Origin of the sequence: Streptosporangium sp. NBC_01639, assembly GCF_045209755.1 — a bacterium.
GTDB lineage: Bacteria > Actinomycetota > Actinomycetes > Streptosporangiales > Streptosporangiaceae > Streptosporangium.
In genome coordinates, this window is sequence record NZ_CP109272.1 from 2,051,683 (window position 1) to 2,074,187 (window position 22,505).

The 22,505-nt window shown below is 68.0% G+C and carries 24 protein-coding genes and 1 pseudogene; 10 read left to right on the forward strand and 15 right to left on the reverse strand.

The window, feature by feature from the left end; translation table 11 throughout:
* Positions 1–77: 77 nt before the first annotated feature.
* Complete coding sequence (locus OHA77_RS09135) at positions 78–452, reverse strand: hypothetical protein (protein WP_406317405.1); 375 nt, start codon at positions 450–452, stop codon at positions 78–80.
* A 468-nt stretch (positions 453–920) separates the two neighbouring features.
* On the opposite strand from OHA77_RS09135, the gene OHA77_RS09140 reads away from it, so the two are divergent.
* Positions 921–1,784: an LLM class F420-dependent oxidoreductase gene (locus OHA77_RS09140; protein WP_406317406.1), complete on the forward strand. Its 864-nt coding sequence runs from the start codon at positions 921–923 to the stop codon at positions 1,782–1,784.
* A gap of 98 nt (positions 1,785–1,882) precedes the next feature.
* A complete protein-coding gene (locus tag OHA77_RS09145) occupies positions 1,883–2,896 on the forward strand; it encodes a DUF2804 domain-containing protein (RefSeq protein WP_406317408.1) in 1,014 nt (337 codons plus the stop codon).
* Between the two features lie 207 nt (positions 2,897–3,103).
* Here OHA77_RS09145 and OHA77_RS09150 read toward each other — a convergent pair whose 3' ends face one another.
* Positions 3,104–3,556, reverse strand: a complete 453-nt coding sequence (locus tag OHA77_RS09150; RefSeq protein ID WP_406317410.1) for a DUF397 domain-containing protein — start codon at positions 3,554–3,556, stop codon at positions 3,104–3,106.
* Positions 3,553–4,362, reverse strand: a complete 810-nt coding sequence (locus OHA77_RS09155) for a helix-turn-helix domain-containing protein (RefSeq protein ID WP_406317412.1) — start codon at positions 4,360–4,362, stop codon at positions 3,553–3,555. Before OHA77_RS09155 ends, OHA77_RS09150 begins: the two co-directional genes overlap by 4 nt.
* A gap of 226 nt (positions 4,363–4,588) precedes the next feature.
* On the opposite strand from OHA77_RS09155, the gene OHA77_RS09160 reads away from it, so the two are divergent.
* From OHA77_RS09160 to OHA77_RS09170, 3 genes are all read left to right on the forward strand, one after another.
* Positions 4,589–5,107 (forward strand): hypothetical protein, encoded by a 519-nt coding sequence (locus OHA77_RS09160; protein ID WP_406317414.1) that lies wholly within the window; start codon positions 4,589–4,591, stop codon positions 5,105–5,107.
* Between the two features lie 206 nt (positions 5,108–5,313).
* Positions 5,314–5,688, forward strand: a complete 375-nt coding sequence (locus tag OHA77_RS09165) for a hypothetical protein (RefSeq protein ID WP_406317416.1) — start codon at positions 5,314–5,316, stop codon at positions 5,686–5,688.
* Positions 5,689–6,889: 1,201 nt separating this feature from the next.
* Positions 6,890–7,360 (forward strand): hypothetical protein, encoded by a 471-nt coding sequence (locus OHA77_RS09170; RefSeq protein WP_406317417.1) that lies wholly within the window; start codon positions 6,890–6,892, stop codon positions 7,358–7,360.
* 327 nt (positions 7,361–7,687) lie between these two features.
* Here OHA77_RS09170 and OHA77_RS09175 read toward each other — a convergent pair whose 3' ends face one another.
* The 4 genes and pseudogenes from OHA77_RS09175 to OHA77_RS09190 all read right to left on the reverse strand — a co-directional run.
* Positions 7,688–7,939, reverse strand: a complete 252-nt coding sequence (locus tag OHA77_RS09175; protein WP_326821062.1) for a DUF6221 family protein — start codon at positions 7,937–7,939, stop codon at positions 7,688–7,690.
* A gap of 138 nt (positions 7,940–8,077) precedes the next feature.
* Complete coding sequence (locus OHA77_RS09180; protein WP_406317419.1) at positions 8,078–8,695, reverse strand: hypothetical protein; 618 nt, start codon at positions 8,693–8,695, stop codon at positions 8,078–8,080.
* A gap of 214 nt (positions 8,696–8,909) precedes the next feature.
* Positions 8,910–9,494 carry a DUF6461 domain-containing protein gene (locus tag OHA77_RS09185; RefSeq protein WP_406317420.1) on the reverse strand — a complete coding sequence of 195 codons (585 nt, stop codon included), beginning with the start codon at positions 9,492–9,494 and terminating at the stop codon, positions 8,910–8,912.
* A gap of 43 nt (positions 9,495–9,537) precedes the next feature.
* Positions 9,538–9,688 (reverse strand): annotated as a pseudogene (locus OHA77_RS09190) (IS5/IS1182 family transposase); the annotation flags it as partial.
* A 132-nt stretch (positions 9,689–9,820) separates the two neighbouring features.
* Here OHA77_RS09190 and OHA77_RS09195 point away from each other — a divergent pair.
* Complete coding sequence (locus OHA77_RS09195) at positions 9,821–10,435, forward strand: HAD family hydrolase (protein ID WP_406317422.1); 615 nt, start codon at positions 9,821–9,823, stop codon at positions 10,433–10,435.
* Positions 10,436–10,801: 366 nt separating this feature from the next.
* Here the strand turns inward: OHA77_RS09195 and OHA77_RS09200 are convergent, their stop codons facing one another.
* From OHA77_RS09200 to OHA77_RS09215, 4 genes are all read right to left on the reverse strand, one after another.
* Complete coding sequence (locus OHA77_RS09200; protein ID WP_406317423.1) at positions 10,802–11,971, reverse strand: class I SAM-dependent methyltransferase; 1,170 nt, start codon at positions 11,969–11,971, stop codon at positions 10,802–10,804.
* Between the two features lie 263 nt (positions 11,972–12,234).
* Positions 12,235–12,849 (reverse strand): isochorismatase family protein, encoded by a 615-nt coding sequence (locus OHA77_RS09205; RefSeq protein ID WP_406317425.1) that lies wholly within the window; start codon positions 12,847–12,849, stop codon positions 12,235–12,237.
* 45 nt (positions 12,850–12,894) lie between these two features.
* Positions 12,895–14,091, reverse strand: coding sequence for a CaiB/BaiF CoA transferase family protein (locus OHA77_RS09210; protein WP_406317427.1), 1,197 nt, complete (start codon positions 14,089–14,091; stop codon positions 12,895–12,897).
* A gap of 50 nt (positions 14,092–14,141) precedes the next feature.
* On the reverse strand, positions 14,142–14,771 hold the full coding sequence (locus OHA77_RS09215; protein WP_406317428.1) for a GntR family transcriptional regulator: 630 nt from the start codon (positions 14,769–14,771) through the stop codon (positions 14,142–14,144).
* Between the two features lie 75 nt (positions 14,772–14,846).
* Between OHA77_RS09215 and OHA77_RS09220 the strand changes: the two genes are divergently transcribed.
* Entirely contained in the window at positions 14,847–15,758 is a 912-nt protein-coding gene (locus OHA77_RS09220; protein ID WP_406317430.1) for a hydroxymethylglutaryl-CoA lyase, read from the forward strand.
* Between the two features lie 195 nt (positions 15,759–15,953).
* Here OHA77_RS09220 and OHA77_RS09225 read toward each other — a convergent pair whose 3' ends face one another.
* Both OHA77_RS09225 and OHA77_RS09230 read right to left on the reverse strand, forming a co-directional pair.
* Positions 15,954–16,493, reverse strand: a complete 540-nt coding sequence (locus OHA77_RS09225; protein WP_406317432.1) for a nitroreductase/quinone reductase family protein — start codon at positions 16,491–16,493, stop codon at positions 15,954–15,956.
* Entirely contained in the window at positions 16,475–16,870 is a 396-nt protein-coding gene (locus tag OHA77_RS09230; RefSeq protein ID WP_406317433.1) for a hypothetical protein, read from the reverse strand. The genes OHA77_RS09225 and OHA77_RS09230 overlap by 19 nt, the downstream gene beginning before the upstream one ends.
* Positions 16,871–17,045: 175 nt before the next feature.
* Here OHA77_RS09230 and OHA77_RS09235 point away from each other — a divergent pair, with 175 nt between their 5' ends.
* The gene (locus tag OHA77_RS09235; protein ID WP_406317434.1) at positions 17,046–17,702 is read left to right on the forward strand and encodes a TetR/AcrR family transcriptional regulator C-terminal domain-containing protein; all 657 of its coding nucleotides are present in this window, start codon (positions 17,046–17,048) and stop codon (positions 17,700–17,702) included.
* A gap of 81 nt (positions 17,703–17,783) precedes the next feature.
* Here the strand turns inward: OHA77_RS09235 and OHA77_RS09240 are convergent, their stop codons facing one another.
* Both OHA77_RS09240 and OHA77_RS09245 read right to left on the reverse strand, forming a co-directional pair.
* Positions 17,784–18,461 carry a response regulator gene (locus tag OHA77_RS09240; protein ID WP_406317436.1) on the reverse strand — a complete coding sequence of 226 codons (678 nt, stop codon included), beginning with the start codon at positions 18,459–18,461 and terminating at the stop codon, positions 17,784–17,786.
* A complete protein-coding gene (locus tag OHA77_RS09245) occupies positions 18,449–19,684 on the reverse strand; it encodes a sensor histidine kinase (protein ID WP_406317437.1) in 1,236 nt (411 codons plus the stop codon). The genes OHA77_RS09240 and OHA77_RS09245 overlap by 13 nt, the downstream gene beginning before the upstream one ends.
* 126 nt (positions 19,685–19,810) lie before the next feature.
* Between OHA77_RS09245 and OHA77_RS09250 the strand changes: the two genes are divergently transcribed.
* Both OHA77_RS09250 and OHA77_RS09255 read left to right on the forward strand, forming a co-directional pair.
* On the forward strand, positions 19,811–20,923 hold the full coding sequence (locus OHA77_RS09250) for a hypothetical protein (protein ID WP_406317439.1): 1,113 nt from the start codon (positions 19,811–19,813) through the stop codon (positions 20,921–20,923).
* Between the two features lie 32 nt (positions 20,924–20,955).
* Complete coding sequence (locus OHA77_RS09255; protein WP_406317440.1) at positions 20,956–22,500, forward strand: PucR family transcriptional regulator; 1,545 nt, start codon at positions 20,956–20,958, stop codon at positions 22,498–22,500.
* Positions 22,501–22,505 lie beyond the last annotated feature (5 nt).

Here is a 22,505-nt window from a genome sequence, read left to right on the forward strand (position 1 = left end):
TCTGCTGGTGTCGGCCCTGCGGTCGGCGGCCTCGGCTTGATCACCTCGGCGTCGCACTCATGGCACGGAGGCGGCCGTCACCGATAGCGGAAGCCGTCGAGGAAGCGACGGAAGAGCCCGCCCAGGCGGGGCAGCGGCTCGGCCGGCGGCGGCGCCACCGCGTGCTGCCGGGCGATGGGCCGGTCGTAGTCGGTCCGCGCGATGGCGTCCACGACCTGCTGCTCGTCGAAGTCCTCCGACCCCTCGATCACCGGCACGAACCCGACCAGCATCCCGTTCCGCATCACCTGCGCTTCGAGACCCGCGGTGCCGTCGGTGTCCCAGTCCGCCTCACGCCCTCCGGGCAGCAGCACCCGCACTCCGAACTGATAGACGCCGACTCTCGCCAGGTGAGCGTCTATGCCGCGCTCGCGCAACGTGTCGACGACCCGCCGTGCCCGGTTCTCATCCACCTCTCCCACGGTAACCGGACCGAGCCACCCGCGAGCAACGACACCGCTGCTCATCGGTTGATCTACCTCGGCCGGCATCATCGGGATCAGGTGGAGAGCAGGCCCAGTAGGGCGCCTTGCCCCGACTGGAGGACATGGGCGTTCGCCAGCAGTCGTCCGTCACAGACGATGCAACACAGCGCCTTGCCCTTGATGACCTTCTCCGGCGACGGTTCGCCGCCAAGGCCTGGGTACGGCGTTGGCCGAGACGGTGGCCTCTTCGACCAACGCATCCGGTTCCGCCTTGCTCGGTTTCGTCACGGCCGCCAAGCCTCAAGCGGGTGTCGCGCGCAGCCCATGAGATAATCATTCCTACGACGCCCTCTCGGCCTCGGGTCCAGCAACCCGGTCGAGAGGGTTTTTTCATGCCCGCAGCCGCAGTGGCGCGTCATCCTGCGGCCGGTATGCCCACCCGATCAAGGAGATTCGATGAAACTCGGTCTGACCTGCCCGCGCTTCACCTGGACCGGCGGTGACTCCGCCATCGCCGGGCGGTTCGCGGCCGTCGCCCGCGGCGCCGACGAAGCGGGGCTGCACAGTCTGTGGGTGATGGACCATTTCTTCCAGATCCCCAACTTCGGCGCCGTGGAGGATCCGATGCTGGAGGCGTACGGCGCGCTGTCCTACGCCGCCGCCCTCACCAGCCGGGTCACGCTGGGCACCCTCGTCACCGGCGCCGTCTACCGCGAGCCCGGCCTGCTGGTGAAACAGGTCAGCACCCTGGACGCGCTCTCCGGTGGACGCGCCGTCCTCGGCATCGGCGCCGGCTGGTACGAGCAGGAGGCCCGCGGTCTCGGCCTCCGCTTCCCTTCCCTGGCCGAACGGTTCGAGCGGCTGGAGGAGACGCTCCAGATCGCCGAGCAGATGTGGAGCGATGACGACAAGCCGTACGAGGGCCGGCACTACCGGCTGGAGCGTACGCTCAACGCGCCCCAGGCACGCCCGCCGATCCTGATCGGCGGCAGCGGTGAGAAGAAGACCCTCCGTCTCGTCGCCGAGTACGCCGACGCCTGCAACTTCCTGTACGGCGCCGACGTGCCGCACAAACTCGGTGTGCTGCGCGCTCACTGTGCACGGCTGGGGCGGCCCTACGAGGAGATCGAGAAGACCCTCCACATGCGCATCCCCGACGGCCAGAGTGTCGAGGAGAGTGTCCAGCGCTGCGGCGACCTGGCCGCCCTGGGCATCGACCACGTCATCGTCGCCGTCCCCGACGCCGCCGCCGACTCCTCGCTCACGCATCTGGCCGCGCTCGCCACGCAGATCTCCGCCATCACCCCCGCCGGGCGCTGAGCCGACGGCCACCGCGAATCCGAGCCTGCTTCGGCAGCCTCTCACGCACGGCACCGGATGCTGTCGACCGCCGGCCGCATCCGGTTAGGCTGCGGCCCATGTCCACTCACGAGGCGTCCACCCACGAGCGGGAGATCACCGCGCCGACCGATCTGTGCACTCCCGGCGGGCGGCTCAACCCGGCGGCCGTCGGCTGGTCGCGGACACCGCTGCACCGCTGCAACCTGCGTGGCTGGGGCCGGACCAAACGCTGGGAGTACTGGTGCGTCACGACACCGACGCACCTGATCGCCATCACCGTCAGCGACATCGACTACCTGGGCCTCAACAGCGTCTACTTCCTGGAGTACGGCGGCCGCGAGCTCGCCAGAACCAGCATGATCCCTCTCGCTCGCGGCGTGCGGCTGCCGCAGAGTCTCGGCGACGGGGACGTGACCGTACGGGGCGCGGTGACCGTCGGGATCCGGCAGGAGGAGAGCGGCACCCGCCTGACGGCCCGGTGCGCCACCCCTGACGGGCCGCTGGAAGCGGATCTTCTGGTCGCCCTCCCACCCGGGCACGAAACGCTCAGCGTGGTCGTCCCGTGGAGCGGGCGCCGTTTCCAGTACACCTCCAAGCACACCGCCCGCCCCGCCGAGGGCACCGTCCGGATCGGCTCGACCGCGATCGACTTCACCGGCGGCTGGGGAGTCCTCGACCACGGCCGGGGACGCTGGCCGTACGACACCCTGTGGAACTGGGGCGCGGCCTCGGGATACACCGGCGGGCACACGGTGGGCCTGCAGTTGGGCGGCAAGTGGACCGTCGGTACCGGGATGACCGAGAACGCGCTGTGCGTGGACGGCCGGCTCACCAAGATCGGTGAAGAGCTCGACTGGGGATACTCCGACTTCCTCGGCCCCTGGACGGTCCGGACCCCCGGATCCGATCGGGTCGAGCTGACCTTCACCCCGTTCCACGAACGCGCCGACCGGACCGATACCGGTCTGATCCTCAACGACACCCACCAGTGCTTCGGCCACTACTCCGGCGTCATCCGCCCCGCCGGCGGGTCTCCGATCGAGGTGGACGGCCTGCTCGGCTGGGCCGAACAGGTCCACATGCGCTGGTGACGGATTCCGGCCTCCGGCGCCGAGGCGTTCACCGGGCACCTGCGGATCATCGACAACACCACGGTCCGCACCGGCACATACGAGCCGGACTGGAACATCGGTCTTGGGGCCATCTGGTTCTTCGCGCTGGAGAAGGACGGAGCCTTCTGAGGGGTCTCGTCCATCAGGGCTCCTTGGCGATGGCGAGGAGCAGCGGCAACACCTTGGCTAATCCTCCGCACAAAGCACAGGAGCAAGACGGTCGAACTCTCCGTCTCTGGCCCCGCACAGCCACGCGTCCCATTCACCCGGGGTGAAGACGAGCGTCTCAGGCCTTGGGGAGAGCCTCATCGCCACGTGGTCGTCAACGAACGCGATCGACAGGTGCCCATCGTCTCGACGGGGAACGGGCAGCCACCTGGCTGTCATCAGGCGAAGGTCTCCAAAGGCTGGTTTCGCCGGCCGAGATGGTGCTTCCCGCACGTGCGCGGGCAGATCGTAGACGCCGTCCTTGGCTGCGGCCACCAGTGACCGCCAGGCCTCAGAAGTGCACGACAGCCATGCGCCGTCCGGATTCTTGGAGTCGCGAACGGTGACTCCGGACGGTGTCGGCTTCATCTGAACGCACTGCTGGCCGCTGCCGCTGTAGCTGCTGGTGATCCATTCCTGCTCGCCGGTCATCGTGTCGCCTTCCTCACGTCCTTGATCAGCGCCACCGAATCGTCGTGGACAAGGGCTCTTTCGCGTGCGGTATCGGCGGCCCGGTAGTAACGGGCGACGTCTTCGGGCGCCTCCACGAAGATATCTCCGAACAGACCCTCCTGATAGGCCACAGGAGGGTCCTCCTTGTCGGGAAAATCCAGAATGGTGAATTCCCCATCCAGGCCCGGATGACCTCCCGCATTGAAAGGGATGACGTGAACGGTGATCTCCGGATGGGCTGCGACACCGATCAGGTGGTCGAGTTGAGCGTGGGCGACTTCGGTCCCGCCGACGGCTCGCCACAGGATGGCCTCGTCCAGGATGACGGTGATCCGAGGTGCGTTGGCACGGCCGAGAATCTGATGGCGGGCGACGCGCGTCTCAGCACGTCGACGTATCTCCTGATCAGATCCGTCCAACAAGGTCTCCGCGATCAGAGCGTGAGCGTACTCAGGGGTTTGCAGCAGTCCAGGGATGTTGTGGGCGACGAACGTGATCGCTGAGGCGTCGTCTTCCAGAACGAAGTACGAGCCCCCTTTGTACATGTCGCTGTAGGCCAGCCACCAACCGCGCTTCCATGCCTCCCGGCAGAGTTTGCCGAGCGCTTCCGCCTGCGGCGAGGGCACCCCGTAGACGTTGAGGAGCAGTTCGAGGTCTTCGAGGATCAGGCGGCTCTCGCCGTTTTCCACGCGATAGATCTTCGATCGGGACCAGCCCAGTCGCTTGGCGACCTGTTCGGGCGACAGGCCACGCGATTCGCGGATGGCGCGCAGTTCTCTCAGCAACCTGCGTCCGCGGACTGACAAGCTGTACCGCATTTCATCACCTCTATGTCCGTTACTGTCATGAATTCTTTGGAATTCATCCTCGTAAGACAGTCGCGAGTTTGAGAATTCTCATCAATGAGTCATTGCGGAGTAGGGAAGTTCCGCATAATGATAGCCGTCCAGCACTTTCCGTAGCGACATCGTCACAGTTTCTCCATGTGGTGTGAGACGCGCGAGTGCCTTCATGCCTGCCCACCTCGAAGGGAAGACGGCGATGATCCCGTCCACAGCCGAGAGCGGCCAGCGTCGCCGCCGCTCTGCCCACACCGCGATTCTCTTATGGCCCCTGACCGTGGAGGCTCCGCTCGCGCGTCAGGCCAGACGCTTGCTCAAAACGGCGCTGATCGCGCTACCCGCCAAGTTCGACAACCTCGATGACGCTCTGTTCATGGTCAACGAGGTCGCCAGCAACGCGGAAGCTCACGCCTGCCCGCCCTATGAGCTGCGGGTCTACCACACGCATCGCCGTACCGTCGTGGAGTTCGCCGACGGCGACTGCAAGACGGTGCTCCTGCCCAGCAGTCCGATCCCCGAGGTGACGCTGGGCGAGATCGACTCCACCGAACTCACAGCGCTTGAACATGGGCGCGGCCTCCTCGCCGTCGTCGCGCTCTCCCAGGGAGACTGCGGCATACGCCATTTGAAACTCGCAGGAGCACAAGGCTGCGGCGGAAAAGTGATCTGGTTCGCCGTACCGCAATGACCCGGTCGGCCAGGTGCTTCAAAGGTACGGCCCGCGCACCGACTTCAAGACCGCCATTCACCGACTCCATCCGAAAACGCCTTTACGACACAGTGAGAAGGCTGGTGGTTTTCATGGTCAGGCCCGAAGGAGATCCTTTCCGACGCGGTGGTCGTCGCCGCCGCAGAGCAGGCCCGGGACGCGCCACCCCTGAGAGCCCGGAGCACGTGAGGATTCTGGACAACGCCGCCGCCGACGCCGGTGACCTGGAGTCCCGTCACCCCGGCTGGGTCGTCCTCTGGCGCTGCTGGGCCCGACGGTTCTGGGCCTTCCCTCTCTGGATCACCGACGCCCCCGAGCCACTCGAAGCCGGGGACATCCAGGAGCTACTGGACCAGATGCGCCACGTCGAATTCCTGACTCCGTTCCCCCTGCTCGCTCCCAATCCCGAGAGTGTCAGCGCGGAGCCGGTATCTCCCGCCACCGGTCCTGGCATCACCGCCGAGCTTGCTCTCCCCTCAGAAAAAAGCCCCGCGCGCACCACCGAGCCTCCGTACCTCCTGATCACCAGCCTCCCGCAGGAGCCTCGCGGCGGTCACTGACCGCCCGTCCCCCCATGACCGGTCCACGTACGGTTCCCCCGTGCCGGGCGTGGACCCTCACAGGCCGATGTCCGCGGACCCGATCCCCCTTACCCCGGACATCGGCCTCACTCATCTCGATACGACCGATGAGAACGCGCCGGGCCAGCAGTGCGGTACCGGCCATACGTAGTGGCCGCTTGATCTTGGCGTTGGAGAACGCGACGCGGAGACGAGGCTACCGAGGGGTGAGTTCCTGTCCTGGCCTGGGAACTATCATCCCGGAATGCCATGTCACGAACCCACTGGAGACGGTTTTCCACCTCCCCGGGTGCGCCCGTTCACAGTGGTGGAGATGAGCGGTCCCGGCCGCTTCGGCGGGCAGGCCGGTGATGCCGTACACGATCTCTTTGCTGGTCCGGACGCCGTCCAGATCGCCGACACCGCAGCGCAGTTGGAAGGCTTGGCGGGCGCTGGGGAAACAGGGTGTCATCTGCTTCGGCGGTGCCGCTGATGCGGCGTTCACTGTACGCGCTATGGGTGTTTCGGACTGAGGGTTTACCGGCGTTCTCGCTGGGGCGGGTGTTCGGGGGGTTCGCCGTTCGCGCTGCGGTGGGTGGGTGTTCCGGCCGGCCGTCGCAGTGACCGTCTCGTTTTTCAGGCCTCCGGCCTGACGGGCGCGGTGGTTACGGTTTTTTATAAGCCGGCCGGAACACCCACCCACCTCCGCGCCAGGCTGTCTCGCCGTACGGCGTGCGGACCGCAGTTGCTTGCTTTCCGGCCGCCCATGGATCTCGCCGATGCTGAAGCGATCCGTGCGGGCCGTTCAGAGTCGATCACCGTAGCTGACGCGTTCCTCTCCGACCAGTGCAGGGCCGACCGCCGTAGAGAGGAGGGATCGGATGGAGGTGCGGGCCCGCCGACCAGTGATCGTTTGTTGAGAAGTGCACGGTCGGATTGCCCGAAGGGCGTGCACTTCTCAACAAATGATCTTCATGAGGGCGTATCAGGGAATGGAGAGGCGGAACCAGGCGGTTGCCTGGAAACCTCAGGAGGCGACACACACTGAGCCTTTTTCATCCTCATCGGCCCGTTTACCAGGAGCTTCTTTGCGTCATTAGGCGAACGCCGCACTCGCGATCGTGATGTGACCGGACAGACCGTCACTCGGGGACGAAAAGATTCATTACGCAACGTCGCTGAGGCCGCTATGGTCTTGATCATGAAAAGGATGCTCAGTTGTTCGTTGATGGTGGTGGCGAGCTCCTTGGTGGTGGCCGGTCTCGCCGCCCCCCTGATCTCCGGAGGCTGGGAGCATCGGAGGGCCTGCGACGAGAACTACGACAGGGTCGAATCCGCTTTGACGTCGTTCGACGTCCCGGATGCCACCCCGGCCGGTGTGGCCCTGGACGGAGAGCGCGACCGCGAGTGCCCTGACACTGACGACCACCATGCCACCGTCGGCCGCTCCTACCGCCTTTCGGGGCAGCACAGCTCGCCCAAGGACATTGAGTCCTTCTATCGAGACCTCGCCTTGCGCAACGGCTGGAAGCTCCTCCCTACCGAGGGCTCCGCCGACAAGCCGAGATGCATGGTCAAGGAGGTCAAAGACGCAGAGGTCAGCCTCGAAGTACGGTTCGACCCGGACTCGGATGACACCTTCGAGGTGAGTGCGTCCACCTGGCCCTGCTGAGGCGATCACGGCCAGGTTATCGACGTAGAAAGAGATCAAGTCTTTTCCAGCCTGTTGCCGCAGCCCAGCAGGGTGACTTCCTTCGCGAGGAGGCAAGAAGCACTATCTGGCAGGCCATCCTGCGATCCCATCCGATCCGTCCCCTGCCGACCGGGCTCAGGACGTCCGGGGTACGAGGATGAAAAAGGCTTACTGTAGATCGGGTTACGATTCCGCACGATCGCGACCTGCGGCGACATCAGAAATGACAATCGGCTCGCGAAGCCTCTTCTGTCATTTAGAAGTAAGGCAAACTCAGCGGCTTTCAAATTGATCTTTCGTGACTATTTACTCATCTGGATACGTCCACCATTTTCGCCGATAGTCGGGGTGGTCGAAGTAACGCGTGGCGAGCCCCATTAAAACCAGCAGGTCATCATGGGTCTGATCACCACCGGAGATGCGGTCAATTATCCGTCGTCTCGCCTCGACGTCGCCAAGCATCCTTGAAGATATCGATCTCAGTTTTCGAGGTGGAGTACGCCATTCTTGCTCGTCATCGTCGATACGATTGCGCAAGAATGCGATCAACTCACCCATGTCGCCCATCATTTCATGTACTCCAGCACCACTCTAGCGAGATCAAATTCCAACCTTCCAAGTTGATCCCACTGAGATCGCCTCAGTAGATGCCGCGCCACTTTCCATCCCGATTTGCCTTGCCGGATCGGCGTCTTCTCAGTTTCCTGCACAGCTGGATCGCTCCTGGCCTTGGCGGTCAAACTCCTCCTGGGAGATCGTTACATCAACCCAGTCGCCTCCCGGCGTTGCCTTCTCGTCGTACTGCTGGAGAAGAACCACTCCAGGCTTGAGCTTTGCGATATCACCAACAGTGAAACTGACATGAGCGGTACTGAAATTGTTGTCGCGCCTGCCACCGAACGCGTGATACTCAACCCCCGGCACCATGACGAACGGTCTCGGTTGCACAGTCCAACCATCGGTTGGTACGTCAAGGCGGACTGAAGCGCTCTGCCCATCGAGAGATGGCGCGCTGAAACGCACATCATCGACAACCTTAGTCGACGATGTAATGCTCGGGAGGGCGGAACTTTCACCTGAGATACCGACATCTGGCACCCCCGAGGTATCCTCGTCGTGGTAAACGATCACACCGTCAGGAGTCGCACCGTCACACCACGCCAGAACGATGATCGGATGACCCTCCGCGTCAACACTCACTCCAGTCATCCCGCCTATGGCAGGCGTGCAACCGGTAATACCCATGACAACTACAACAGCAATCACAACCCCGAGCCAACGCCGCATATTCGCAGGATAAAGCTCAGGTTTCATACCTTAGTTCCGTGATCTTATTGGAGCACGATCGTTCGTAGTTCGCGACAATACCGGCGAAGACCAGGGACGCCCCAGTGAAGCTTTTCACCCTGATGGCCTAGTACAGCGGGTCTGCGCAGAACGGTGCCCCCGGTGAATCTCGTAGGAGCTTGCAGCGGAGTGATCCACCGGCTGCGGCTAGCCTGCGGAGGTCACAGACAATGGATCCTGCTCACCCCGGTTCGGGAATGGCTCCGCACAGGTAGGTGGATCCCTCCAGCAGTTCCGGTGTCAGCGTGATTCCGGTGAGACGCTCAGCCATGAGGAACGCCGGCCCTTCGCTGGGGTAGAGGCGTCTGTAGTCGGAGTCGATCCGCTGCATGCTCTCCACGATCTCCTCCGGCGCCTCTTCCGAGTAACCGTCATCAGCGATGAAGCAGAACCGGATCTCTCCATCTTCGCTCCAGTAGAAGGATTCGACGCCTTCGACGTCGCGGAAGTGGGAGACGATGCGGGTGCCCGCCGACAACGGCGTGATGATTCCTTCATCGGCACCGATTCCGCCGTTGGGCTCGACGACGAACGCCCAGTCGCCGATGGTCGTGGCGCCGAGGAACGCGTTGCCGTAGCCGTGCTTGTAGCTGGTCGCGATCAGCTCCTCAAGCGTCATAAGCGTGAAGTCCTCCGGCCGGGCACCGAGCCGGGCCACGAGTTGCTCGGGTGTCAGGCCGCGGACGTAGGTGAAGCAGTAGGCCTCCGCCAGGTCGGGGAAGCGCTCGTAGGAGAACCAGGCATAGTCGTCAGGGGGCGCGATCATTTCGTCATGCTCGCAGCACCGACCGACACAATGAACCTTTTCATCATTGAGCGATCCGGTGGTTCTGCAGGACGGCGATGGCCTTGCACAAGTGCCCGGCCTTGTTGGGGCTGCAGCGGAGCTTGCGGAGGATGCTCCAGCTCTTGAGCTGGAGCATTCGCCCGCTCACCCGGGCCTCGAAAGTGGGCATGTGAGAACGCGTGCACGACATCGATCAGGCCGACGTTGTGGCATCGGATGACATCGTCTTCAGTTTTGCCGAGCGGAACGTCCGCGGGACGGCATCGATAGAGGGTTGATCCATTCACAATGGCTACCGTAGCTTGATGATCGTGACGATTCGCGCGGTGGTGTTCGATGTCGGCGGCGTATTGGAGATCACTGCAGACCTCGGGGTCGCTGAGCAGTGGGAGGAGCATCTCAGCTTGCCCGCCGGTGAACTCAACAACCGTATGTTCGATGTCTGGATGGCGGGCAGTGTCGGCACGATCACCGAGAACGAGGTGCACCAAGCGATTGCCGACCGCCTCGGTCTGGCCGACCAGCACGTCGAAGCGTTCATGGCTGCCATCTGGCGGCAATACCTCGGCGTACCCAACACTGAATTGATCGAATATGTCCGCGAGCTCCGCTCACGGTGCCGCACTGCGATACTCAGCAATAGCTTCGTCGGCGCCCGGGAACAAGAGCAGACGGCTTACGGATTCGAAGACCTTGTCGAGCAGATCATCTATTCACACGAGGTCGGCATGAGTAAGCCCGATCCGCGAATTTACGCACTCACCTGTGCACGACTTGGCGTTCGCCCCGAGGAGATGGTGTTTCTCGATGATGTGGATGGGTTCGTCGCCGGCGCACGCGACGCTGGCATTCACGCGATTCACTACCAGAACAACACCCAGGCGATAGACGAGATAGAAAAGCTGCTGGCGGTCTCATGAGGCCGCTTTTCAAGTAACTTCTCTTGGCTGCCCCGATAAGGCGAGCCCGAGCACCTCAGCCTGCGATGTGCTGCTCAGCTAGGCGCAGGTCAGGTCAGGTCAAGTCATGTCTTGAGCCTGTCATGGCGAACTGTGCCGATCGGTACCTCGCCCAGCACATTGACGGCATGGACCTATTTTTCGAAACACGTCCTCTGGTCGCCAAGGCGTCGCTTCTGGGAAGGGACGTCGGGTCTCCGGCGCAGTCATGTCAACTGACCGTCCACAGCCGGTCCACGTACGGCTCCCCGTACCGAGCGCGGACCCTCGCGGGCCGATGTCCGCGAACCCGATCCCTGTCAGACATGGAGCGGCGAGATCCGCTCGCTACGGTTTCAGCTCCAGCACCAGGTTGAACGGAGTGGCGGCCGCCTGGCGCGACCGGGTGAACCCCGCCTGCCCGGCCACCTCGAACAATCGCTCCTGCCCGGCCTGGGCACCCAGTGCCTTCGTCGCCCCCTGGGAGAGCGCGCCGGGCACGCAGACCGTGGCGGAGGCGTTGAAGAAGAGCCGGCCCACCGGGTTGAGGTCGTCCGGCAGCCTGCCGTACGCGAACGGCTCGACCAGCAGCACGGTGCCGTCGGGGGCGAGGGTCGTGCGGATGTGCCGCAGGGCACCGACGGGGTCTCCCATGTCGTGCAGGCAGTCGAACAGGCAGACCAGGTCGTAGCCGGTGCCGGGGTAGTCGTCGGCGCGGGCCGTCTCGAAGGTCACCCGGTCCGCCACCCCGGCCTGTACGGCCAGCTCGCGGGCCCGGGTGATCGAGGGTCCGTGGGAGTCGAAGCCGGTGAGGCGCGCCTCCGGATATGTCCGGGCCAGCACCAGGGTCGAGGCGCCGTGCCCGCAGCCCACATCGGCCACCCGGGCTCCGCCGGTCAGCTTCTCCTGGACACCGCGGAGCGCGGGGATCCAGTCGGTCGGCAGGTTGGCGGCGTATCCGGGGCGGAAGAACCGTTCGGTGCCCTCGAACAGCGCCGGGTCGTGGTCGCCCCAGGCCAGGGCCTTGCCGCCGCGGTAGGCGTCCACGATCTTGTCCTCGTCACGGTAGACCGACGAGATCACTTCGGCGAGCCCGGTCATGAAGACCGGACTGGAGTCGTCGGCGAACACCGTCGCCTGCTCCTCGGTCAACGTGTACGTGCCACCCGCACCGGAACCACCGGAGCCTTTCGCGCCACTCTCGCCGGAACCGCGAGAACCCTCCGCGCCGCCGCCACGGGAACCGCCGGAACCACCCGAACCCTCGGTGCCGCCCGCACCGGAACCGCCGGAATAGGAGACGTATCCGGCGGCGGCCTGCGCGGCCAGCCATTCGGCGACGAGCCGTTCGCCGGTGCCGGTTCGCCGGGCCAGCTCACCGGCGCTGAGCGGTCCCGCCCCGGCCATCGCCTTCCACAGGCCGAGCCGGTCGCCGATCACGACCGTCGCCGCTCCGAACGCGGCCCCCATGTCCAGCACGACCCGGCCCACGAGCTCCTGAAGACTGGATTCCTCCATCGGAGCCTCCTCGACGGTTCCGCGGGTGGCCGCGGACCGTGGTTGCCCTGTGTGACGGCGTCCCCCTCGGCGGCCACATTTTCGATGGTAGTCCGGCCTCGCAGCGGGCCGCCGCGGACGCGCCGCGCGACATCCTCGGCCCTCGTACCGCGACCTGACGGACGTCCGCCCATGGAACGGCGCCGCCGGCCGGCGTGGCGGCTCGGCGGCCACCGCCCTCCGGTCTGATCACCCTCGCTCGGTCAGCCGGGTCTCCGGTCTGATCACTCCCGCCCGGTCAGCCGGGCGATCACCCGGGTGTCGTCCCAGACTTCGCCGTACTTGGCCTGGATGTCGAACAGGTTCGCCTCGTGCGGTCGGGGGTCGCGGTCGCCGACGGCCTGGCGGACGACGACGGGCACGAAGCCGTGCTGGACGGCGTCGACGGCGGTGGCCCGGACGCAGCCGCTGGTGGAGACGCCGGTGATGAGCAGGGTGTCGGCGCGCAGCGCGGTGAGGGTCGAGGCCAGGGTGGTGCCGAAGAAGGCGCTGGCGTACTGCTTGACGATCACCAGTTCGCCGGGGATCGGGGCCACCTCGGGCATCAGGGCGCCGAGTGGCCCATCGCCCACCAGGTGGCGGAGCGGGGCGACCTTGCGGAAGAACAGGCCGCCGTCGACGCCGCCGGGACCGAAGGCGACACGGGTGTGGATGATCGGGACACCGGCGGCGCGGGCGGCGGCCAGGATGCGGGCCGCCGCGTCCAGACAGGCGCGCGAGCCCAGGTAGAGCTCGGCGCCCGGTTCGAAGTAGGCGCGCATCAGGTCGATGAGAACGAGCGCCGGACGCTCCCCGAACGGCAGGGTGCCTCCGAACACCTCCTCGTGGGCTCTGGTCACCGGGCCGCACTCCTCACCGCAGGGGCCGCATAGGTTCTTCAGGGGTCAGATGACGCCGTCGGCCGACAGGCCGGCGATCTCCTCGGCGGTCAGGCCGAGCAGCTCGCGGTAGACCTCGTCGTTGTGCTGGCCGAGGGTGGGGCCGGTGGTGCGCACGCTGCCGGGGGTGGCCGACAGCTTGGGCACGACGTTGTGCATGGCCAGCTCACCGAAGTCCGGATGGGGGACGCGGACGATCGCCTCACGTGCCGCGAAGTGCGGGTCCTCGAACATGTCCTTGGCCCGGTAGATGCGCCCGGCGGGGACGCCGCCCCCGTTGAGCAGGGCCAGCAACTCCGCGGCGGGGGATCCCGCCGTCCAGGTGGCGATGATCTGGTCGAGCGCGGCCATGTGCTCGCCGCGCGCGCCGTGCGTGGCATAGCGGGGGTCCTCGGCCAGCTCCTCCGCGCCCATCACGGCGGTCAGCCGGCGGAACACGCTGTCCTGGTTGGCGGCGATGAGGATGGAGTCGCCGTCCTCGGTGGGGTAGACGTTGCTCGGCGAGACGTTGGGCAGCACGGAACCGGTGCGCTCGCGCTGGTAGGAGGCCTGCTGCCACTCCGGCAGCATCGACTCCATCATGGCGAGCACCGCCTCGTAGATCGCCGAGTCGACGACCTGGCCATGCCCGCTGCGGTCGCGCTCGTGCAGCGCGACCAGGGTGCCGATGCAGGCGTGCACGGCGGCGAGGGAGTCGCCGAGCGAGATGCCGGCGCGCGACGGCGGCCGGTCGGGGTCGCCGGTGACGTAGCGGATGCCGCCCATGGCCTCGCCGATCGAGCCGTACCCGGCCTGTGGCGCGTACGGTCCCGTCTGGCCGAACCCGCTGACCCGGGTGACGACCAGCCGGGGGTTGATCGCGTGCAGTTCCCGCGGGGACATGCCCCAGCGCTCCAGGGTGCCGGGCCGGAAGTTCTCCAGCAGCACGTCGGCCTTCTCGACCAGCCCGCGGACCAGCTCCTGCCCTCGGGAGGTGCGCAGGTCGCATGTCACCGACTTCTTGTTGCGCGCCACGACCGGCCACCACAGCGACTTCCCGTACGGCTTCTCCCGGCCCCACTGCCGCATCGGGTCACCTCGGCCGGGGTCCTCGACCTTGATCACTTCGGCGCCGAAGTCGCCGAGCAGTTGGCCGCAGAACGGCCCGGCCAGTAGCTGGCCGAGTTCGACGACGCGTACGTCGCCGAGTGGCAGGCCTCTCATCGAATCTCCTTGCGCGTGGGGACCCCGGGCTTCGGCCCTTGGGAAGGAGGTCACGGGTTCTCCTGGTGTCGGGGGCCCAGCAGTGACGCCCTGGCCGAGAACAGGTGGGCGCGCATGACCGCCTCCGCCCATTCGGGGTCTCCGGCCCGGATGGCCGCCACGATCTCGATGTGGTGGTTGACGCTGCGGCGCATGGCCTCCTCGTCGAAGGAGCCGTAGGTGCGCAGCAGCACCGGTGAGTGGACCAGCGAGCTGATCGACTGGGCGAGTACGGCGCTGCCGCCGATCCCCACCAGGGACTGGTGGAACTCGGCGTTGAGCCGGTAGACCGCGTCGGAGTCACCCCGCTCGGCGTGCTCCCTTATCGCGAGGGCGACCTCGTGGAGGGCTTCGGCGTGCTCGGCGGTCGCGATGGTGGCCGCCTGGCGGGCGGCGAGCCCCTCGATCCTGGCCCGCAGCTCGAAGATCGTCTCCAGGTCGCCCCGGGGGTACTCCATGACGCGGGCGCCCTTGTTGGCCGTGATCTCGACGAGTCCCTCGGCCTGCAGGCGCCGCAGCGCCTCGCGGACCGGGGTCCGGCTGACGCTGAGCGCCTCGGCCAGCTCGACCTCACCGAGCCGGTCACCGGGGGCGTACCGCCCTCCGAGGATCAGGCTGCGGACATCATCGATCACTGGCATGTGTACATTCCTCCGGGGCGGATGTCACCATGATGGGTATATGCCTGTCCTATCACAAGGGGTTGCATACAATTCATGAACGTCGAGGTGGTCGAGGTCGGTCCGCGTGACGGCCTGCAGAACGAGCCGGTGACCGTGCCCTCCGCCGTGAAGGTCGCCTACGTCGAGGCGCTGGTGGCCGCGGGTCTGAGACGGATCGAGGCGGTCAGCTTCGTACATCCGGGCCGGGTGCCGCAGATGGCCGACGCCGAGGAGGTCATGGCCCGGGTGCCCCGCGTCACCGGGGTCCGCTACGCCGGGCTGGTGCTCAACGGGCGTGGCCTGGACCGGGCGCTGAAAGCCGGCGTGGACGAGGTGAACGTCGTCGTGGTCGCCACCGAGACCTTCTCCCAGCGCAACCAGGGCATGTCGGTCGGCGACGCGGTCCGCGGCTTCGGCGCGATCGCCGAGCGCGCACGCGAGGCCGGCCTCGGAGTGACGCTGACCGTGGCCGCGAGCTTCGGCTGCCCGTTCGAGGGCGAGGTCGACCCCGCGTGGGTCGCCGAGCTGGTACGGCGCTGCCCCGGCGCGCAGGAGGTGGCGCTGGCCGACACCATCGGTGTGGGCGTCCCGGCCGACGTGCGCCGCCTGGTGGAGGCGGTCCGGGAGGTCTCGGCGCTCCCGTTGCGGTTCCACTTCCACAACACCCGCAACACCGGCTACGCCAACGCCCTCGCCGCTCTGGAAGTGGGTGCCGCGTCCCTGGACGCCAGCGCCGGCGGCATCGGCGGCTGCCCCTTCGCACCCGCCGCGACCGGCAACATCGCCACCGAGGACCTGCTCTACCTGCTGCACCGCTCAGGCGTGACGACCGGCGCCGACCTGACCGGCGTGCTCGCCGCCGCGGCCCTCGTCGAGGCCGGACTGGGCGGCCGGGTGCCCGCCCAGCTCGGCCGCGCGGGCGACTGGCCCGCGACCGGCCGAGCCGTTTCATCTCGTACCCGGTGAGGATGGCACGGCGGTCCGGGGCGCAGCTGGATCCGAAACTGGTTGCCCTGATGCCGGGGATGGCCCCGTGGATTCCAGAGCTCGGCGGCGTCCGACTCGGCCCACGGCCGCACTATCAGCCGCTCGGTCTCAAGGTGGAACGACATCGTCTCGTACGTAGACATGCTCCTACCCTGCCCCACAGATCATCACGAACTACAGCTGGAGTAGCGGGGTATCGGGGCCGGCAATCCGGAAGACCGGGTATTGGTGCGTGATCTTCTCGAACTCCGGCAGTGGGGCATGCCGGTTCACCGGGATGTGCGGCCGCGCACCGGGGGCGACGGCGAGATAGCGACGCAGAATCTCAGCACGCTGCTCGGGCGGGACTTCCTTCAGCGCGACCGGAGTCTCGCGACCGTGACGGCACAGAACGGCCTTGCCACCCGCGGCTTGGACGTTCCGCACCCAGTTCGCCTCCGGCCCGAGCATCGACACGAGGAACTCGGCACCCCGGTGTTCGGTGACCACGACCGGAAGCGACGTGAGGCGCCCGCTGCGGCGCCCCATCACCTTGAGGACGGCGGCATGGCGCGGCGACAGCAACCGGGACCCGTACATCAGCACGTCGAAACGGTTCACGCGCCGCATGAAGGCGTTGGGCCACCCGTCTCGATACATCCAGCGCTTGAACGCCGCGGCCCCGCGCATGACGGCCCGCGCGACATACCTGGCGCTCACCCCGACCTTCTCCACAACAGCACGGCCGTTGCGAGACCGGCGACGCACGGAAGGACCTGAAGCCAGCCCAGCAGCGGCGCAAGACCGACCTCACCATTGGTGTCCTGGACGGTCAGGGCAGCGAGCGCGACGCAGATCGCGATCGTGAAGAGGCCGCTTGCCAACCAGCGGGCACCGCCCTTGCCGATGCGGACCACCCAGACGGTGCCGAGCCAGCCGAGCAGTCCCAGTGCCCCCACCCCGGACAGGATCGCCGTGTATGCGGTGACGGCGCTGTCGATCTCCGCCGGTCCGTAAGCCGGGTAACCCGCCCGAATGTGATCGGCCAAGCCGGCCCGGTCGATGAACGCGAAGAGGGTAGCGACGACCGTGAGCCCGGCGCCGACGTACATCGTTGCGAGAGCTCCTTGCTTGTTCGTTGCCAGCGTTGTCATGGCGTGAGTCCTTCCGTAAGCGTGGATCGGCAAGCGTGGCTGGTGGCTTCCCGGCAGGGCGTCAGCCGACTCGGATTCTTACAACGTATGTTTAGCATGCCGCCACTATACTTACGACGTAAGAATCGTTGATGTGAGAAAGGCCACCATGTCCCCGAACCGCACCCGCGGCCAGAACGCCGGGCTGACCCGCCAGGCCATCCTCCAGGCGGCCCTGACGCTGGCCGACCGCGATGGGCTGAAGGCGTTGTCGATGCGCCGCATCGGCCAAGAACTCGGGGTCGAGGCCATGTCCCTCTACCAGCATGTCGCCAGCAAGGACGCCTTGCTGGACGGGCTGGTGGAGCAGATCTTCACGCAGGCCGCGCCACCGCTTACCGAGGCGGCCTCATGGCAGGAAGGCCTGCGCGAGTACGCCCGCGCGCTGCTGCGCGTCCTGCTTGCGCACCCGAACGTCATCCCTCTGGTGGTGAGCCGTCCCGCGATCACTCCGCACAACCACCGCCTCATGGAGAACGCGCTCCACACGCTGCAGGCTGCGGGATTGCCGCCGGAGCGAGCGTTGGACATGCTGTACGCCGTGACCGGTTTCGTCGTCGGCCACGTCGCCATCCTGGCCGCCGGGCGGGACGGGCACACGCCGGCCAGAGGGATGCGGGCGATACCCGACCAGGACCTGCAGCAGACCCCGCTCCTCGCCCAGGCCACACGATTGCGGCGTTCCTCCGGGCCGGACCCTCGCTTCGACTTCGCGCTCGAGGCCATGTTGCGCGGCTTCGACACTCTCTGACCCGTCCGGCCGGCGGGCATCCCAATTGAGGAACAGCGGAACAGCCGTTAGGAGCCCCGCTCCCGCGGACCCGCGGGCGGCCTACGGGGCCTCGGCTTCGTGGACGACGAGGGCGAGCTGGACGCGGTTGTCCAGGGACGCCTTCGTGAGGATGCGGGAGATGTAGCTCTTGACCGTGCCCACGCTCATGTGCAACTCCGCGGCGATGAGCGCGTTGGGCTTACCCTGGCCGACCGCCAGGGCCACCTCGCGCTCCCGCGCGCTGAGCCGGGCGAGCACCCGCCGGGCGTCGGCGCGGCGGCGGCTCTCCTCCTCCGGCACCAGGTGGGCGATCAGCCGCCGGGTGACGCTGGGCGACAGGGCGGGCTCGCCACCGACGACCCGGCGGACGGCGTCCACGATCCCCTCCGGCGGGGTGTCTTTGAGCAGGAAGCCGCTCGCGCCCTCCCGTAGGGCGCGGAAGACATGGTCGTCGGCGTCGAAGGTGGTGAGGATGATCACCTCGGGCGGGTTCGGGCGGCGGCGCAGGCGGCGGGTGGCCTCGATGCCGTCCAGGCCGGACATCCGGATGTCCATCAGCACCACGTCGGGAGCGTGGGCGTCGACCGCGGCCTGGACCTCGCCGCCGTCGGCCACCCCGGCCACCACCTGGAGGTCGGCCGCGCCGCCGAGCATCAGCGTCAGACCGGCGCGGACGAGCGCGTCGTCGTCGACGATCAGCACCCTGATCGGTGGGCGTGGCCCGTTCACGTCGGCCATGGTAACCACGCCGTCAGCCGGAACTCGTCGTCCGCGGTGTGCCCGTGCTCCAGCCGCCCGCCGGCCAGCGAGGCCCGCTCGGTCAGCCCGGCCAGTCCCGCACCCGCTCCGGTCAGCTCGATGTCGGCACCGGGCGGGCGCGGGGGCCCCGGCCTGTCCGGCGCGACGGCTCCGCCGGGCAGCGGGTTGCGTATCTCGATCGTCAGCCCGGCGCCCGCCGTACCCGAGAGGACCACGGTGACCGGCCTGCCGGGGGCGTGCTTGCGCGCGTTGGTGAGTCCCTCCTGGACGATGCGGAAGGCGGCGCGGCCGGTGGCGTCCGGCAGGTCGGAGAGCCGTACTCCGTGGTCGAGCAGTTCGACCCGGGTCCCGGCCCGCCGGGACTCCTCGACGAGAGACGCGAGGTCGGCGGGGCCCGCACGGTCGCCGCTCGGCACCGCGTAGTCCTCCGACGCCGGAGCCTCACGGAGCACCGAGATGACCGCCCGCAGATCCTGAAGCGCCAGGTGCGCACTCGACCGGATCACTCCTGCGGCCTCGGCGACCTCACCGGGCTTCGCCTGCGCGTTGAACTCCAGCGCCCCGGCGTGCAGCGCCAGCAGCGACAGCCGGTGCGCGAGCACGTCGTGCATCTCGCGTGCGATGCCGACGCGTTCGGCGCGGCGGGCCTGCTCGGCGCGGAGCCGCTGGTCGGCCTCGGCCCTGCGGGCACGTTCCGCCAGCGACAGCATCAGCTCCCGCCGGGTGCGCGCCAGCATGCCCCAGCCGGTCAGCGCCCCGCCGATCAGCACACCGACCAGCGCCCAGACCGGGTAGGGCGCCAGGCCGGGCGGCCGCCAGGCGAACCGGACCAGCGTCGCCGACACGCCCGCCGCCCCCACCGCGATCGCCGCGGGCGGCCGCCGATACAGGGCCGCGATCAGCGTGGCGATCCCGGCCGCCACCGATGCGGCCGCCGCGGGTACCGACAGCGCGACGACGGCCAGCCCCGCGGCGACCGGCCACCTGCGGCAGAACCACAGCGCCGCGCAGGCCGATGCGCCACCCACCACGTCGGCGACCAGATACCAGGGGGGCACCGGCGAACCGGCCAGATCACCCCAGACCACCGCGGCCGCCCCGGCGAGCGCGAGCACAGAGCCGCCGGCGGCGACCGCCCGGTCCCGCCGGGACCGAATCCGGCCGGGCCGTACGTTTTCCACGTTGGCCAGGAACACAGCCACAGATCGTAGCCCGCCTCCCGGGTGGTCCGGCAGCAACCAAAGTCGCCGATCGGAGTCGACCCGGGTTGCCACGGTGCGGCCTTCCGGCAGCGGCGACGGGCCCCGGCCGCGGGCCACCCTGATCGCATGACCACAACTGTTTCCAGGGCACCCGGCCGGTGGGCCGCGCTGCTGCTCGCGCTCATCACCCCGATCGTCGCCGAGTTCACGCTGGGCAACCCGCCGCTCAGCCAGGTCTGGTTGCTGCTCCTGTGGGTGCCGATCTACGGCGGGGGCACCGTGCTGGTCCGCGAGCTGGTACGGCGGAGCGGCGCCGGCTGGCCCGCGATCCTCCTCCTCGGAGCCGCCTACGGCATCGTCGAGGAGGGCCTGGTGCTGCAGTCGCTCAGCAGTCCCACCCTGTACGGCGTGGCGGACTGGGCCCCCAGGATTCTCGGCCTGAACAGCGCCTACACCGAGCTCAACATCCTTTACCACGCGGTGTTCAGCGTGGCGCTGCCGATCCTGCTGGCCGACCTGCTCTTCCCCGGCCTGCGCCGCCGCCCCTACCTGGGCAGGATCGGTCTCGTGGTCGCCGCCGCGGCGTTCGTGCTGGGCGGAGTCCTGCTGCGGTGGAGCGTGGCGGTTTTCATGGACCCCGGCTACCAGGCGCCGGCCCCGATCGTGGCGGGTTGCCTGGCGGCCGTCGCCCTGCTCGCGGCCGTGGCGCTGGGTGTGGGCCCCCGGCTGTCGTCGGCCCCCGTCGAGCCGTCCGCGCCGCGGGTGCTCCCGCCCCGCCCGTGGACCGTGGGCGTCTCCTGCGGCCTGGCCGCCTTCGGGTATCTCGCCCTGCTGTACCCGTTCGGCGGGGCCGTCCAGCCCGCCTTCACCCGGGGCGGCTGGGTGGCGGTGCCGATGCTGGCCGCGGCGGCCCTCGCGGTGGTCGCCGGGTGGCTGGTACGCCGCTGGACGACAGGTGGCGGATGGACCGACCGGCACAGCCTCGCCCTGGCCTGCGGCGCTCTGACGGCCCACACCGTGTTCGGGCTGATCGCCAACGCCGAGACCCTCGCCGACCGCATCGGGCTGGCCGTCCTCGGACTTGTCATGATCGGTCTGCTGGCCCTGCTCGGCCGGCGTTCCTGTCGCGAATGTCCTACTTGTGGGGACAAGGGAGGATCATTGACAGGGAACGGATCCACTCGGGAGCCGGTGACGGGGTGCAGGACCACCCGCTTCACCGGGTACGGCCGCGGGTGAGGAGGCACGGCAGGGCAGAAGGGGGCAGGCGGATGCTGCGGCTGGATCGGCTGGTGAACGTCCTGGGCGGTTACGGGGCCCGGCTCTGCTGCGCTCCCGCGTCCCGGGAGGTGGAGCTGCGCAGTGTGATGGTGCACGATCCGACCGACACCCGCCCCACCACCGGTGACGTGTTCCTGGCCGTCGGCGTGGATTCGGCGGCCGACGCCGTGCGCCTGGCCCGGTCCGCGCGGGCCTCTGTGGTGCTGGTGCGCGGGAGCCCGCCACTGGAGGGGGACGCCCTGGCGGACGCCCGGGACGGCGGGATCGCCGTGCTGCTCGTGGAGCCGGAGGTGTCCTGGAGCCAGCTTTTCGGCGTGGTGTACGGCCTGGTGCTCGAAGGCCGCGAGACCGAGGCGGGGCGCGGGCCGACCGGCCTGTTCGCCTTCGCCGACACGCTCGCGGCCGAGGTCGGCTCCGCGGTGACGATCGAGGACCAGATGTCCCGCGTCCTGGCCTACTCCGGCTTGCAGCAGACCGCCGACCCGGCACGGCTGGAGACGATCCTGGGCAGGCGGGTGCCGGACACCATGCGCCGGCTCTTCAAGCGGGAGGGCGTCTTCGCCCATCTGGCGACCTCCGACGAACCGCTGTTCGTCGCCCCCTCGGCGGAACACGGCCTCACCGGCCGCATGGTCGTCGCGGTGCGCGCCGGACGCGAGCTGCTGGGATCGATATGGGTCGAGTGCCAGCGCCCGCTCTCCGAGGAGCGCCGGATCGTCCTGGGGGACGGGGCACGCGCGGTCGCACTGCATCTCCTGCGTTCCCGGGTCAGCGCGGACCTGGAGCGTCAGGTGGAATCCGACCTCGTCATCCGGTTGCTGGAGGGCGCGCCCGACGCGCCCGCCGTGGTCAGCAGGCTCGGCCTGCCACCGGGCCGGTTCCGGGTGATCGCCATCCAGGCGCACGTCGCCGAGGAGAGGCATGCCGCGATCCTGCTGGCCTTCGAACGCGCGACCACGGGTTTCGGCTGGTCGCGGCCGGGACGCAGCACGCTGTTCGGCAACACCCTCTACACCCTGCTGCCCTGCGACAACGACGTCACGCCCGCCCACGACTGGCTCGCCTCGATCGTGAACGTCCTGCCGCGGCGGGTCACCGTGTTCGCCGGCATCGGCGGCGTGGCGGAGCCCGCCCAGCTGCCCGCGAGCAGGCAGGAAGCCGACGAGAGCCTCGCCCTGCGGGCGGGACGGCCCGGCGGCGCCCTGGCGGTCGTCTACGACGAGTCGTGGGACGAGATCCTGCTGCAACGTCTCCGGGCGGCCGCCTCGTCAGGGCGCGTTCCCGCTCGTGGACCGGTCGCCGAGCTGACCCGGCACGACGCGGAGCACGGCACCCGGTATATCGCGACGTTACGCGCCTGGCTGGAGGCCCAGGGCGAGCTGGCCGCCGCCGCCGGCCGCCTCGACGTCCATCCGAACACCGTCCGCTACCGGCTCCGGAGGATGGCCGAGCTCACGGACCTGCGGCTCGAACTGCCGGAGAAACGGCTGGCGATGATCATCGCGCTGGCCGTACACCAGGACGGGCAGCCCTGATCTCC